Raw genomic sequence first — 13,074 nt, forward strand, 5'->3', positions numbered from 1 at the left:
CGACCGTACTTCGTTCTCGGGCGATTCCTGTGGGTGGGCTGAGGGCGTCAGCGTCCGCCGAAGCGGCGATGCGCGGCCTGCTTCGAGACGCCGAGCGCGCCGGCGATCGCCTGCCAGGAGTACCCGAGGTTGCGAGCCCGCCGCACCTGGCTCTCCTCGGCGCGGGCGATCTCCGAACGCAGGCCGGCGAGCCGATGGAGCTCGGCGATGGGTTCGTTGCCGTCGTGCTGGGCGATCGCGGTCTTCAGGGTCATGGTGCACCTCCTGCGTCAATACTTGTTGACGACGGCTTCTTTGTCAACTCATGTTGACCTCCGGGCGCCGGTGGCGAGCACTGACAGACTGGGCGGATGCTGTCGACAACCAAGCCCGTCGCCGGCGACAAGGTCGCCGTGCTTTCGCCCGCCTTCGCCGCGCCCGCGGTCGCCCCGGAGCTGCACGCGCAGGCTCTTCGCCGCCTCGAGGATCTGACCGGGCTGATCCCGGTCGAGTACCCCACGACGCGACAGCTCGATGCGAGCCCGCAGGCGCGAGCAGCCGACGTGAACGCGGCCTTCGCGGATCCCGAGATCCGCGCGATCGTCGCGACGATCGGCGGCGACGACCAGGTGCTCGTCGTCCCGCATCTCGACCCCACCCTCGCGCTGGCCGATCCCAAGCCCTTCCTCGGGTACAGCGACAACACGAACATCCTGAACTGGCTGTGGAGCCTGAGCATCCGCGGCTACTACGGCGGTTCGACCGCGGTCCACCTGGGGCCCGGTCCCGCCGTCGACGATGTCCACCGGCGCTCGCTCCTGGCCGCCCTTCTCGACGGCGGCGCGATCGAGCTCACCGAACCGGGGGAGTCGGAGGACGTCGGCCGCCGCTGGGCGGACCCGCGGGCGCTCACCGAGTACGGCGACCGCGTCGCGACCGAACCGTGGACCTGGTCGGGCCCCGCCGCACGAGTCGAAGGACGCACCTGGGGTGGCTGCCTCGAGGTCATCGACCAGCTCGCGCTCGTGGATCGTCTGCCGCCGATCGAGGATCTCCGCGGCGGCATCCTGCTGCTGGAGACGAGCGAGGAGCGCCCCGCCGCGAGCTGGGTGGCGCGCTGGCTCAGAGGTCTGGGGGAGCGAGGCATCCTCGGAGCGGTCGCCGGTGTGGCGGTGGCGCGACCGCCGGTGAGCGACTTCGACTTCCACCCCTCGCCCGACGAGGCCGATGCGCTCCGCGCCGCTCAGCGAGACGCGGTCGTCGACGTGGTCTCGCGGTACAACCCCGACGCCGTCGTGTGCGTGGGCGTGCCGTTCGGCCACACCAGGCCGCAGTGGATCGTGCCGTTCGGGGGCACGATGGCGCTCGACGGCGAGACCCGCACCGTGAGCGCGACCTACTGAGGCGCTGTCGCGCTGCTCGACATCAGGGAGACCGGATCCTCGGGTGATCCCGGCGAGTCATTCCGGGATCACGCCGGCGTCGCGGGACGCACTCGGACTCCCGCGTGCCGTGGCTCGCGGGCCGCGCTGCGGGGTCGATTGCGCATCTCGCGCCGCGTGCGGGGTCGATTTCTCACCGTAAACGGCCTTCGCCGGTGCGTTATTGACCCCGCATCCGGCGGCGGCTGCGCGTGGTGCGATTCTGCCGCGCATGCACTGCGGCGGGCGGTGCGGGGTCGATTTCGCATCTCGCGCCGCGTGCGGGGTCGATTTCGCACCTCGCGCGTCGTGCGGGGTCGATTTCGCACCGTAAACGGCCTTCGCCGGTGCGTTATTGACCCCGCATCCGGCCGCGGCCGCGCGCCGTGCGATTCTGCCGCGCATGCACTGCGGCGGCCTCGTGCGGGGTCGATTCCGCACCGTAAACGGCCTTCGCCGGTGCGTTATTGACCCCGCATCCGGCGGCGGCTGCGCGTGGTGCGATTCTGCCGCGCATGCACTGCGGCGGGCGGTGCGGGGTCCGATTCCGCACCTCGCGCCGCGTGCGGGGTCGATTCCCCACCTCGCGCGGCGTGCGGGGTCGATTTCGCACCGTAAACGGCCTTCGCCGGTGCGTTATTGACCCCGCATCCGGCCGGGCCGGTGCAGCGGCACGCCTCCGGCCCCGCATCCGGCCGGGCTGCGGGCCAGCGCAGCGGCACGCCTCCGGCCCCACATCCACCGCGCACGTCGTCAGCGCGCGGACGGCCGACCCTCGAAAGGCGAACGGCCGCACCCCCGAAGGGATGCGGCCGTTCGACGGATTCCGGAGGCGTCAGAGCTCGACGGCCGCGGCCACTCCGAGGTCGGACTCGTAGTCGTTGTCCTTGGTCTCCTTCGAGAGGAAGAGCGCGATGAACGTCAGCACGCCCATGACCGAGAGGTACAGGCCGACGAGCCACGGAGCGCCGTCGCCGAGCTCCCACAGCCACACGGCGATGATCGGCGCGACAGCGGCGCCGAGGATCGACGAGACGTTGTACGAGATCGCAGATCCCGTGTAGCGCACGTTCGTCGGGAAGAGCTCCGGCAGCAGCGCGCCCATGGGGCCGAAGGTCGCGCCCATCAGCATGAAGCCGAAGACGAGGAAGGCCTGTGCGAGCGCACCGGTGAACTTCGGATCGACCGCCGGCAGCAGGAACGCGTTGAAGGTCAGACCGAACACGATGATGAGACCCGTGACCCACAGCAGCAGCCGGCGGCGTCCGATCTTGTCGGCGATCGGACCGGACAGCAGGGTGAAGATGCCGAAGAACACCACGCCGATGATCTGCATCAGCACGAAGTCGGTGTACCCGAATCCGAGACCCGGATAGAACTGCGCGGCGAACGCCGAGGCGTCGAAGTCGTTGCCCGCCGCCTCAGCCGCCGCCTGCGCGGCTGCGGACGCGGTCTCGAGGGACGCGGCCTTCGTGCCGTAGGCGAGGGTGAAGTTCGTCATCAGGTAGAACAGCACGTACGTCGCCAGCATGATGAACGTGCCGAGGATCAGCTGCTTCCAGTGGTGACGGAAGACCGTGGCGAGCGGGAGCTTGCGGATCACGCCCTTCTCCTCGGCCTTCTTGAAGGTGTCGGACTCGACGAGCTTGAGGCGCACCCAGAGGCCAATGATGACCATGATCGCGGAGAACAGGAACGGGATCCGCCAGCCCCACGACAGGAAGGCCTCGGACTTCAGGGCGGGGTTCTCGGAGTGCGGCAGGAGCCAGTTGATCCCCAGGAACAGGAAGTTCGCGATGATGAAGCCGAGCGGCGCGCCGAGCTGCGGGAACGTGCCGTACCAGGCCCGCTTTCCGGCGGGGGCGTTCTCCGTCGCGACCAGCGCGGCACCCGACCACTCGCCGCCGAGGGCGAAGCCCTGGAACAGCCGGAGGATGAGAAGCAGCAGCGCCGCCCACCAGCCGATCTGCTGGAAGGTGGGGAGCAGACCGATCACGAAGGTCGCGATTCCCATGGTCAGCAGCGATGCGACGAGGGTCGCCTTGCGGCCGAACTTGTCGCCGAAGTGGCCGAACACCACGGCGCCGATGGGGCGGGCCACCATGGCTGCGCCGAAGACGGCGAACGACGAGAGCAGCGACGTCGTGTCGTTGCCGGTGGGGAAGAACAGCACCGGGAAGACGAGTACGGCCGCCGTCGCGTAGGCGTAGAAGTCGTAGAACTCGATCGTGGTGCCGACCAGGCTCGCGGTGATGACGCGCGACCGCGGATTGGCTGGCGCTGTGGACGTACTCATGCTGCTCCCTCGTATCCGTGCCTGGTATACCAGGGCACTCGGGTGATCTTACGCCTTCCTGGGAGTCTCCTGGGTGCGTGTGACATCTGGTCGACGGCGGTGCGTGCGTAGAGTCGGGGAGGAGAGCGAAGGCGGATGCTGTGACGACGAGACTGCTGCTGCTGGCCGACACCCACGTGCCGAAGCGGGCACGACGACTGCCCGATGCGGTGCTGCGCGCCGTCGACGAGGCCGACATCGTGATCCACGCGGGTGACTGGGTCGATCTTCCGACGCTCGAGCTCCTCGAGTCGCGGGCCGCGGTGCTGCACGGCGTCTTCGGGAACAACGACGGCCCCGAGCTCCGCGAGCGTCTGCCGGAGGTGGCGCATGTGCGCGTGGAGGATGTGCGGATCGCCGTCGTGCACGAGACCGGGCCCGCGGCGCGGCGGGAGCAGCGCATGGATGACGCGTTCCCCGATGTCGACCTGCTGGTCTTCGGCCATTCCCATATCCCGTGGGACACGGTGGCGCCGTCGGGGCTGCGGTTGCTCAACCCGGGCTCGCCGACGGATCGACGCCGCCAGCCCGTCTGCACCATGATGACCGTGACGATCGACGCCGACGCCGTCGAGGCCGCGCTGGTGCCGATCTCGTGACGACCCCCGTGTATCGCGCGCCGATGCGTTCCCGTGACGATGGCGTCGCCCCGGGCGTCGCCGTGGAACGAGCCCTGCGCCGGGGGATCTGCGGTGTGGGCGGTCGCGTGGACGCTGCCCCCGTCTCCCTCGAGGCCGCTCTCGCCGCGGTGGACCGCCGCCACGGCGAACGGATGGCGAGACGTCTCGAGCGCTTCGCGGCCGTGCCGGAGGGCGCGTTCGTGTGGACGCGAGACCTCGACGGGCTGTTCTGGCTGGGACGGCTGACGGGGTCGTGGCGCTATGACGGCTCATCGGATGCCCTCGGCTGCGACCTCGTGCACGTGCGGCCCTGCGACTGGCTCGCCGACCCGATGGCGCCGGGACGCGTGCCGACCGGCGTCCTGCAGTCCTTCGCACGCGGTGGCCGCAACTGGCAGCGCATCCATGCGGGCGACGCGTCGCCTCTCTCGGCGGCGATCTGGGAAGGTGCTCGGGGCATCGGGTGACGGCGGCGGAGCGGATGCCGCCTTCGTTCAGGCGTGGCCGACTCGGTCGTCGCCCAGACGTGCGGAGAGCTCACGCGCGGCGCGGCCGACCAGTGCACCCAGAGCGTCGAGCCGAGGACCGATCCGCGCCTTGGGTGCGCTCACGTTCACGGCCGCGACGATCCGGCCGGTGAAATCGGTGATCGGAGCCGACGCAGCGACCACGCCGAACTCGAGTTCTTCATCCGACAGTGCGAACCCCTGCTCGCGGATGCGCTCCAGCTCGGTGAGCAGACTCGCGAAATCCGTCACCGGCGCGTTGCCGGCAGGAGGTGCGTCGAGCACCGGGAAGCCCGACGGATCAGCCTGATCGAACCTGCCGACGAGCGGCTGATCCTGCCCGTGGTCCTCGTACCAGCGGGCCAGCGCCTCCTCGTCCCAGTCGCTGAGCAGCGCGCGACCGGAGGGGGTGCGCCAGGCGGCGGTCGTCGTCCCCGCCCACCCCGTCGTGCGCACGTCGTGCGGGCTGAGCTCGCTCAGCAGTGTCAGCACGTTTCCCCCGCGGAGCACGCAGAGATGACTCGTCTCGCGCGTGGACTGCACCAGACGGCGCAGGATGCTGCGCGACGCGTGGACGAGGGTCGATGTCGCAGTGTGCGCCGCGAGCGCGTAGAGGCGCGGTCCCAGGAGGTACCGGAGGGAGTCGTCGTCCCGCTCGACGAGCCCGGTCTCGGCGAGCGTGGCGAGTGTGCGAGACACCACCGCCTTGTCGCGTCCGGTGGCCTGCGCCACCTGGGAGACCCCCATCCCTCCGGCGCGCAGCGCCTCGTCGGAGCCGAGGAGCTCGAGGATCTCGATGTCGCGAGCGAGACCGGAGGTGTTGCGCCTCGCGGTCGGACGTGGAGAGGTCATCGCCCCATCATAGTTCCGGCTGTTGCCATAAACACAACAGGCTTTGACGAAATGGTTACTGGGATTACTTTGGTGACACACCCGGTACCGGCCTCAACGACGAGACAGGAGCCCTCTTGACCGGATTCAACTGGGAAGACCTCACGGCCTTCCTCACACGCCGCGCCGACGACATCCTCGAGCTCACCCGAGATCACCTCGTCGTCGTCCTGGTCTCGGTCGCGCTCGCCGCGATCATCGGGATCGGCCTCGGCATCCTCGTCCGCAACCGCCGCATCGCGAGGACCACCGTGCTGACGGCATCCGCCGTGGCCATCACGATCCCGTCGCTCGCGCTCCTGGCGCTCCTGAGCCCCGTGCTCGGCCTCGGATGGCTTCCGACAGTCGTGGCTCTGGTCTTCTATTCGCTGCTCCCCGTCGTGCGCAACACGGTCGTCGGCCTCCGCGAGGTGCCCCTGTCCGTGCTCGAATCGGCACGCGGCATGGGCCTCGGTCCCACCCGCATCCTGTTCACCGTCCAGCTGCCCATCGCCTGGCCCGTCATCATGACCGGCGTCCGGGTCGCGGCGCAGCTCACGGTCGGCATCGCGGCGATCGCCGCGTACGTCGCCGGCCCGGGCCTCGGCGAGTACATCTTCAAGGGCCTCAGCTCGCTCGGGTCGAAGAACGCCCTCAACTACGCACTCACGGGCACCGTGGCCGTGATCCTCCTCGCGCTGCTCCTCGACGGCATCCTCGTGCTCGTCGCCCGCCTCACCACATCAAGGGGTCTCCGTGCCTGACACCACCACGAACACCGGCGTCCTGACGTCGCTCGCCGCCCAGCAGGGCGGAGTCGACATCGTGCTCGACCACATCACGAAGCAGTATCCGGGCCAGGAGGCTCCGGCCGTCGAGGACTTCTCCCTGCGCGTGGAGCCGGGCGAGCTCATCATGTTCGTCGGCCCCAGCGGCTGCGGCAAGACGACGACCATGAAGATGATCAACCGGATCATCGAGCCGACGTCGGGGTCGATCCGCATCAACGGCGACGACGTGCTGTCGCTCGACGGCAACGAGCTGCGGCGCCACATCGGCTATGTGATCCAGCAGATCGGCCTCTTCCCGCACTTCACCATCGCAGAGAACATCGCGATCGTGCCGAAGCTGCTCGGCTGGTCCAAGGCGCGCACCGCCGAGCGCGTGGACGAGCTCCTGCGCACCGTGCAGCTGGACCCCGGCGTCTTCGCCCAGCGATACCCGCGACAGCTCTCCGGCGGACAGCAGCAGCGCGTCGGCGTCGCACGTGCGCTCGCGGCCGACCCGCCCGTGATGCTCATGGACGAGCCCTTCGGCGCGACGGACCCGATAACGCGAGAGAAGCTGCAGGCGGAGTTCCTCCGACTGCAAGCCGACATCGGCAAGACCATCATCTTCGTCACCCACGACTTCGAGGAGGCGATCCGCATGGGCGATCGGATCGCCGTGCTCAGCGACCGCAGCCAGATCGAGCAGTTCGACACTCCAGCGCGCATCCTCGCCGAACCGGCGAACGACTACGTCCGCTCATTCATCGGCGAGGGCGCCGCGCTCAAGCGCCTCGCGCTGATCCCGGTCGCCGATGCGCGTATCGCGTCGGCCGACCCGGGCGCTCCCGACGCGACCGTCGACGAGCACGCCTCGCTGCGCGAGGCACTCGATACGCTCATCGTCACCGGCGCGCGTCGCGTCAACGTGACGCGCGACGGGGCCGTCGTCGGCTCGATCGACCAGTCGTCGATCTCCGCGGCGCTGGGGGCCGAGGGCCCCGCGCGCCGCGCCGAGGAGGTCTGACCGTGACCGGCCCGCAGCTGGTCGTGCCGTCGGCGACGACGGTGCTGCGCACTCAGAGCACGCCCCGCAGGGAGATGCCGGTGCTGCTGCGCCGGACGATCCCGCTGATCGTCGTCGCCGTCGTGCTCCTGCTCACCTATGTCTGGGTGTCGAGCCTCGAGCTCGACTCGATCGAGCAGCGCACGCTCAACGCCGACTACATCTCCGCGCGCATCGGCGAGCACCTCGTACTGTCGATCATCGCCTCGGTCCTCGTGGCCGTCCTGGCGATCCCCGCGGGCATCGCGGTGAGCAGATCTCCCTCGAGGGTCTTCCGCGGCGTCGTGATCGGCATCGCCAACATCGGCCAGGCCACGCCGGCCATCGGCGTGGTGATCCTGCTCGCGATCGTCTGGCAGACCGGATTCACCACCGCCCTCCTCGCGCTCGTGATCTACTCGTTCCTCCCCGTCCTGCAGAACACGATCGCGGGCCTGGCGCAGGTCGATCCCAGCATCCGCGAATCCGCGAGGGGGATGGGGATGACGCCCGCCCAGGTGCTGCGCCGGGTCGAGCTCCCTCTGGCCTCGCCGGTGATCCTCGCCGGTCTCCGGACGGCGCTTGTCTTCGCGGTCGGAGTGGCCACCGTCGCGACGTTCATCAACGCCGGCGGTCTCGGCGACATGATCATCAACGGCCTCAAGCTGCAGCGCTATCCCGTGCTCGTCGTCGGCGCCATCCTGGTCGCCTCGATCGCCGTGCTCATCGACTGGGCCGCCGGTGTCGTGGAGGACATCGTGCGCCCCAAGGGTCTCTGACACACCGCATCCCTTCCCGAAAGGAACCCGCAATGAAAACACGCACCATCGCCTCCGCCCCCTTCGTGGCTCTCACCGTCGGCGCGCTCATCCTCACCGGCTGCTCCTCCAGCGCCGGCGGCGGTGCCGGCGCGCAGGGGGACGAGCTGGACGGCCTCACCGGCGAGATCGGATCGAAGGACTTCTCGGAGCAGTACATCCTCGCGTACATGACCGCCGAGCTGCTCAACGCGCACGGCGCCGACGTCGAGGCGAACACCAAGCTCGTCGGCTCGGCGAACGTTCGCCAGGCGCTCGAGAACGACCAGTTCCTCGGGTACTGGGAGTACACCGGCACCTCGTGGATCACCTACAACGGCAACACAGCTCCGGTGCAGGGAGCCGAGGCGCAGTTCGAGGCGGTCAAGGAGGCGGATGCCGAGAACGGCATCGCATGGCTCGACCCCGCCCCGTTCAACAACACCTACGCGTTCGCCATCCGCCAGAGCGAGGCCGACGAGCTCGGCGTGGAGACGCTCAGCGATGTCGCCGCCCTGCCGAGCGCCGATCAGACGTTCTGCATCGAGAGCGAGTTCTCGACCCGTGACGACGGGTGGCCCGGGCTGAAGGCGGCCTACGGCTTCGATGCTCCCGACTCGAACGTCACGATGCTCGACACCGGCGTCATCTACACCGCGACGCAGAAGGGTGACGACTGCAACTTCGGCGAGGTGTTCCAGACCGACGGGCGCATCCCCGCCCTCGACCTCGTGGTGATGGAGGACGACAAGGAGTTCTTCCCCAGCTACCAGGGAGGCTTCACGCTCGCGCAGAGCACGCTCGACGACTACCCCGAGATCGCCGACGTGATGGCGGAGCTGAGCCCGTTGCTGACCACCGAGGTCATGCAGGAGCTCAACGCCCTGGTGGACGTCGACGGCGAGGACCCCGAAGACGTCGCGATCGACTGGCTCGAGGAGCAGGGACTCATCTGATGGCATCGACGCTCCAACTCGGTGAGAGCTTCGTCGGCGATGGCGTGAACGCGGCCCACATCAACACGGTCCTCGGCCATCGCGAAGGCCCGGCGGGGACGGCGTGGGCCACGGCCCTCGCCGGCCCCACCCAGGGGCACGTGCCGTTCGTGGCGGTGCTGCGCCCGTCTCTTCCGGTCAAGCCGCTGACGTTGTTCGTCACCAAGGCGGCTCCGGCGAGCGACGAGCATGGACTCCTCATCTGGGGACCCGCTCAGGCAGGCGTCGCCGCCGGTGTCGCGGATGCCGTGGCCGATGGCGTGATCCCGCCGGAGGCGACCGACACGCACGCGCTCATCGCGGCCGTGTGGGTCAACCCCGGAGCAGACGACGCCGAGGTCGTCTACCGCAACAACCGCGAGGCGACCCGCACCGCCCTGGCGAACGGCGCTGCCTCACTGCCCGAGCTCGGCGACGTGCTCGAGGCTCGCCACGCCCCGCACAACCCCTTCTTCACCCCCGCATCCGCCACCCCTTCGAAGGACACGCACGACAGATGAGTTCTCCCACCCCCGTGCTCGACACCGCCCGTGTCGAGACCCGGCCCACCGTCGGCTTCATCGGCCTCGGCAACATGGGCTCGGGCATGACCCGCAACCTGCAGGCGGCCGGCTTCCCGCTCGTCGTCACCGACCTCCGCCGCGAATCGGCGGCTGACCTGATCGCCGGCGGCGCGGAGTGGGCGGCCACGCCGCGCGAGGTCGCCCAGGCGAGCGACCTCGTCATCACGATGCTGCCCACGCCCAAGCATGTCGATGCGGTGGCGTCCGGGCCCGACGGGCTGGTCGCGGGGCTTCCCGACGGCGGCACCTGGATCGACATGTCGACCTCAGTGCCCGAGGTGCTCGCGGGCGTCAGAGCGGCGAACCCCGAGCGCGACCTGCACCTGGTCGACGCACCGGTGAGCGGGATGTCCGTGGGAGCGGCGAACGGCATGCTGCAGATCTTCATCGGCGGTGACGCCGACGACGTCGAGCGACTCCGTCCCGTCTTCGAGGCGATGGGGGACCCTGAGCGGATCCTCCACGTGGGCGGCCACGGGGCGGGGTACGCCGTGAAGCTCATGATCAACCAGCTGTGGTTCTCCCACCTCGTGGCGACGGCCGAGGTGCTGTCCGTCGGCGTGGCCGCGGGTGTCGACCTCGAAGTCCTCCGCACCGCGCTCACGGCGAGTCCCGCGGACAGCACCTTCGTCTCGCGGGACGTGCTGTCGATCCTCGACGACGGCGACTACGACGAGGGCTTCGCGATCGCCCTCGCCTGCAAGGATCTCGGTCTCTCCGTGGATCTGGCGCGCTCGGTCGGCATGCCGGTCGAGCTGTCGTCGCTCGTGGAGCAGATCTTCCGTCGGGCCCGCGCCCGGTACGGCGACAGTGCGGGGGAGATGACCCCCGTCCGGTTGTACGAGGAGCTCCTCGGACACGACCTGCGGCGGGAGGTGATCGCATGACCGCGACGCGCGAAGCCGAGCTGATCGCCGCCGTCCCCTCGGGGCTGCTGATCGGCGGTCAGTGGCGTGACGCGAGTTCGGGCGCCACGTTCGAGGTGCACGATCCGTCAACCGGCGAGGTTCTCGCCCGAGTCGCCGACGCGACGCCGGAGGACGGCATGGCCGCGCTCGATGCCGCCGCCGACGCCCAGGCGAGCTGGGCCGCCACGGCGCCGCGCGCTCGCGGCGAGATCCTGCGCCGCGCGTTCGAGCTCGTGACCGCGCGTGCCGAGGACTTCGCCCTGGTGATGACGCTCGAGATGGGCAAGCCGCTCGCGGAGTCCCGTGCGGAGGTCGCCTACGGCGCGGAGTTCCTTCGCTGGTTCTCCGAGGAGGCGCCGCGCATCTCCGGCCGCTATGCCACAGCGCCGGACGGCCGGAACCGCCTGCTGGTCGCGAAGCGTCCGGTCGGGCCCAGCCTCCTCATCACCCCCTGGAACTTCCCCCTCGCGATGGCGACGCGAAAGGTGGCCCCCGCGCTCGCCGCCGGGTGCACGTCGGTCCTCAAACCCGCCGCGCTGACCCCGCTCACCGCGCTGCTGTTCGCGGATGTGCTGCGCGAAGCCGGAGTGCCGGACGGCGTGGTGAACGTGATCCCGACAACCCGCGCCGGTGCAGTGACCGGGCCGCTCATCACCGACCCGCGACTGCGGAAACTGTCGTTCACCGGGTCGACCGAGGTGGGTCGCCGCCTGATCGCGGACGCCGCGCACCAGGTTCTCCGAGTGTCCATGGAGCTCGGCGGCAACGCCCCTTTCCTCGTCTTCGACGACGCGGACGTCGAGGCGGCGGTGGAGGGCGCTCTGCTCGCGAAGCTGCGCAACGGCGGTGAGGCATGTGTGGCGGCGAACAGGTTCCTCGTGCACGAGAGCGTGGCCGAGGAGTTCACGTCGCGGCTGGTCGCCCGTATGGGCGAGTACGTGAACGCGCGTGGTACCGAGCCGACCTCGACCCTCGGGCCGCTCGTCGACGAGTCGACACGCGGCAAGGTCGCGGAGCTCGTCGCCGGAGCGATCGAGGACGGCGCCCGTCTCGCGCTGGGTGGCAGCGTTCCGCAGGGGCGCGGCTACTTCTATCCCGCGACCGTGCTCGTCGACGTGCCGCAGGACGCCCGCATACTGCAGCAGGAGATCTTCGGACCCGTCGCGCCGATCACCACGTTCCGCGATGAGGACGAGGCGGTGCGCCTCGCCAACGCGAGCGAGTACGGTCTCGTGTGCTTCGCCTACACCCGCGACGTCAACCGGGCCCTCCGTCTCGCCGAACGACTGGAGACAGGCATGTTCGGCCTGAACACCGGACTCGTGTCGAACCCCGCAGCGCCGTTCGGCGGCGTCAAGCAGTCGGGGATCGGCCGCGAGGGCGGGTTCGAGGGCATCGACGAGTACCTCGAGACGACCTACATCGGCATCGCCGACCCGTTCGCCGAATCGCACTCCTGAAAGGGCATCCGTGCACATCACCGACTTCTCCCTCGACCACTTCTCTCTGCGCGGTCGGCGAGCGATCGTCACAGGGGGGAACACCGGCCTCGGCCAGGCGTTCACCCTCGCCCTCGCCAAGGCGGGAGCCGACGTTCTCGTCCCGACGCTGTTCGATGACGGGGGCGAGACCGCCGCGCTCCTCGACGCCGCCGGGGTCCGCTATCACGAGCTCACCATCGACATCACCACGGCGGGGGCGCCGGCCCGGGTCGTCGACGTCTGCGTCGAGACGCTGGGCGGCGTCGACGTCCTCGTCAACTCGGCGGGGATCAGCCGCATCGCAGACGTCACCGACTTCGGCCGGGAGCAGTGGGACCCGATGGTGGCCGTGAATCTCACGGCGGCGTTCGAGATGTCCCACGAGGTGGCGAAGCGAATGATCCCGCAGGGTGCGGGCAAGATCATCAACATCGCCTCGTTGTTCGCATTCCTCGGCGGACTCGGATCGCCGGCGTACGCGGCGACCAAGCACGGCATCGCGGGCTTGACCAAGGCGTATGCCGACGAGCTGGGAGGCCACGGCATCCAGGTCAACGCGATCGCCCCCGGGTACTTCGCCACCCCGATCACCCAGGAGACGCGGTCGGACTCCGAGGCCAACCGACGCATCGTCGATCACACCCCGGCGGGGAGATGGGGAGACGTCGCGGACCTCATGGGCGCGACCGTGTTCCTGGCCAGCCCCGCCTCCGACTTCGTCAACGGGCACATCCTGTCCGTCGACGGCGGCTACCTGGTGCGCTGAGCCGGCGCCCCGACACCTTCA

The 13,074-nt window shown here is 69.6% G+C and carries 14 protein-coding genes; 11 read left to right on the top strand and 3 right to left on the bottom strand.

The annotated features are described in order from the left end of the window. Positions 1-47: 47 nt before the first annotated feature. Positions 48-254 (bottom strand): transcriptional regulator, encoded by a 207-nt coding sequence (locus BN2660_RS10410; RefSeq protein WP_091231317.1) that lies wholly within the window; start codon positions 252-254, stop codon positions 48-50. A 96-nt stretch (positions 255-350) separates the two neighbouring features. Between BN2660_RS10410 and BN2660_RS10415 the strand changes: the two genes are divergently transcribed. Beyond that, positions 351-1,382: a S66 family peptidase gene (locus BN2660_RS10415; protein WP_091231321.1), complete on the top strand. Its 1,032-nt coding sequence runs from the start codon at positions 351-353 to the stop codon at positions 1,380-1,382. 853 nt (positions 1,383-2,235) lie between these two features. Here the strand turns inward: BN2660_RS10415 and BN2660_RS10420 are convergent. Beyond that, the gene (locus BN2660_RS10420) at positions 2,236-3,696 is read right to left on the bottom strand and encodes an MFS transporter (RefSeq protein ID WP_091231325.1); all 1,461 of its coding nucleotides are present in this window, start codon (positions 3,694-3,696) and stop codon (positions 2,236-2,238) included. Between the two features lie 140 nt (positions 3,697-3,836). Between BN2660_RS10420 and BN2660_RS10425 the strand changes: the two genes are divergently transcribed. Both BN2660_RS10425 and BN2660_RS10430 read left to right on the top strand, forming a co-directional pair. Continuing rightward, positions 3,837-4,334, top strand: coding sequence for a metallophosphoesterase family protein (locus tag BN2660_RS10425; protein ID WP_091231328.1), 498 nt, complete (start codon positions 3,837-3,839; stop codon positions 4,332-4,334). A 23-nt stretch (positions 4,335-4,357) separates the two neighbouring features. Continuing rightward, entirely contained in the window at positions 4,358-4,822 is a 465-nt protein-coding gene (locus BN2660_RS10430; protein ID WP_091233529.1) for a GAF domain-containing protein, read from the top strand. Between the two features lie 27 nt (positions 4,823-4,849). Here the strand turns inward: BN2660_RS10430 and BN2660_RS10435 are convergent, their stop codons facing one another. After that, on the bottom strand, positions 4,850-5,713 hold the full coding sequence (locus BN2660_RS10435; RefSeq protein ID WP_091231331.1) for an IclR family transcriptional regulator: 864 nt from the start codon (positions 5,711-5,713) through the stop codon (positions 4,850-4,852). Positions 5,714-5,829: 116 nt separating this feature from the next. On the opposite strand from BN2660_RS10435, the gene BN2660_RS10440 reads away from it, so the two are divergent. Genes BN2660_RS10440 through BN2660_RS10475 form a run of 8 tightly spaced genes read left to right on the top strand, consistent with a single transcriptional unit; the run spans position 5,830 to position 13,053 of the window. Continuing rightward, entirely contained in the window at positions 5,830-6,495 is a 666-nt protein-coding gene (locus tag BN2660_RS10440; protein ID WP_091231335.1) for an ABC transporter permease, read from the top strand. After that, a complete protein-coding gene (locus tag BN2660_RS10445) occupies positions 6,488-7,525 on the top strand; it encodes an ABC transporter ATP-binding protein (protein ID WP_176697163.1) in 1,038 nt (345 codons plus the stop codon). The genes BN2660_RS10440 and BN2660_RS10445 overlap by 8 nt, the downstream gene beginning before the upstream one ends. After that, positions 7,522-8,322 carry an ABC transporter permease gene (locus BN2660_RS10450; protein ID WP_091231338.1) on the top strand — a complete coding sequence of 267 codons (801 nt, stop codon included), beginning with the start codon at positions 7,522-7,524 and terminating at the stop codon, positions 8,320-8,322. The genes BN2660_RS10445 and BN2660_RS10450 overlap by 4 nt, the downstream gene beginning before the upstream one ends. A 32-nt stretch (positions 8,323-8,354) precedes the next feature. Further along, positions 8,355-9,296 (top strand): glycine betaine ABC transporter substrate-binding protein, encoded by a 942-nt coding sequence (locus BN2660_RS10455; RefSeq protein WP_091231341.1) that lies wholly within the window; start codon positions 8,355-8,357, stop codon positions 9,294-9,296. Continuing rightward, the gene (gene fae, locus BN2660_RS10460) at positions 9,296-9,835 is read left to right on the top strand and encodes a formaldehyde-activating enzyme (protein WP_091231345.1); all 540 of its coding nucleotides are present in this window, start codon (positions 9,296-9,298) and stop codon (positions 9,833-9,835) included. The genes BN2660_RS10455 and fae overlap by 1 nt, the downstream gene beginning before the upstream one ends. After that, positions 9,832-10,785 (top strand): NAD(P)-dependent oxidoreductase, encoded by a 954-nt coding sequence (locus BN2660_RS10465; RefSeq protein ID WP_091231348.1) that lies wholly within the window; start codon positions 9,832-9,834, stop codon positions 10,783-10,785. Before fae ends, BN2660_RS10465 begins: the two co-directional genes overlap by 4 nt. Further along, on the top strand, positions 10,782-12,266 hold the full coding sequence (locus BN2660_RS10470) for an NAD-dependent succinate-semialdehyde dehydrogenase (RefSeq protein ID WP_091231351.1): 1,485 nt from the start codon (positions 10,782-10,784) through the stop codon (positions 12,264-12,266). The genes BN2660_RS10465 and BN2660_RS10470 overlap by 4 nt, the downstream gene beginning before the upstream one ends. Positions 12,267-12,276: 10 nt before the next feature. Further along, positions 12,277-13,053, top strand: coding sequence for an SDR family oxidoreductase (locus tag BN2660_RS10475; RefSeq protein ID WP_091231353.1), 777 nt, complete (start codon positions 12,277-12,279; stop codon positions 13,051-13,053). The last annotated feature ends 21 nt before the right edge of the window (positions 13,054-13,074 follow it).

This window comes from Microbacterium sp. 3J1, from assembly GCF_001049495.1.
GTDB lineage: Bacteria > Actinomycetota > Actinomycetes > Actinomycetales > Microbacteriaceae > Microbacterium.

Bases quoted from the DNA above. Each gene is read 5' to 3' on its own strand.
- BN2660_RS10410 (WP_091231317.1), bottom strand. From the start codon at position 254: ATGACCCTGAAGACCGCGATCGCCCAGCACGACGGCAACGAACCCATC.
- BN2660_RS10415 (WP_091231321.1), top strand. From the start codon at position 351: ATGCTGTCGACAACCAAGCCCGTCGCCGGCGACAAGGTCGCCGTGCTT.
- BN2660_RS10420 (WP_091231325.1), bottom strand. From the start codon at position 3,696: ATGAGTACGTCCACAGCGCCAGCCAATCCGCGGTCGCGCGTCATCACC.
- BN2660_RS10430 (WP_091233529.1), top strand. From the start codon at position 4,358: ATGCGTTCCCGTGACGATGGCGTCGCCCCGGGCGTCGCCGTGGAACGA.
- BN2660_RS10435 (WP_091231331.1), bottom strand. From the start codon at position 5,713: ATGACCTCTCCACGTCCGACCGCGAGGCGCAACACCTCCGGTCTCGCT.
- BN2660_RS10455 (WP_091231341.1), top strand. From the start codon at position 8,355: ATGAAAACACGCACCATCGCCTCCGCCCCCTTCGTGGCTCTCACCGTC.
- fae (WP_091231345.1), top strand. From the start codon at position 9,296: ATGGCATCGACGCTCCAACTCGGTGAGAGCTTCGTCGGCGATGGCGTG.
- BN2660_RS10465 (WP_091231348.1), top strand. From the start codon at position 9,832: ATGAGTTCTCCCACCCCCGTGCTCGACACCGCCCGTGTCGAGACCCGG.
- BN2660_RS10470 (WP_091231351.1), top strand. From the start codon at position 10,782: ATGACCGCGACGCGCGAAGCCGAGCTGATCGCCGCCGTCCCCTCGGGG.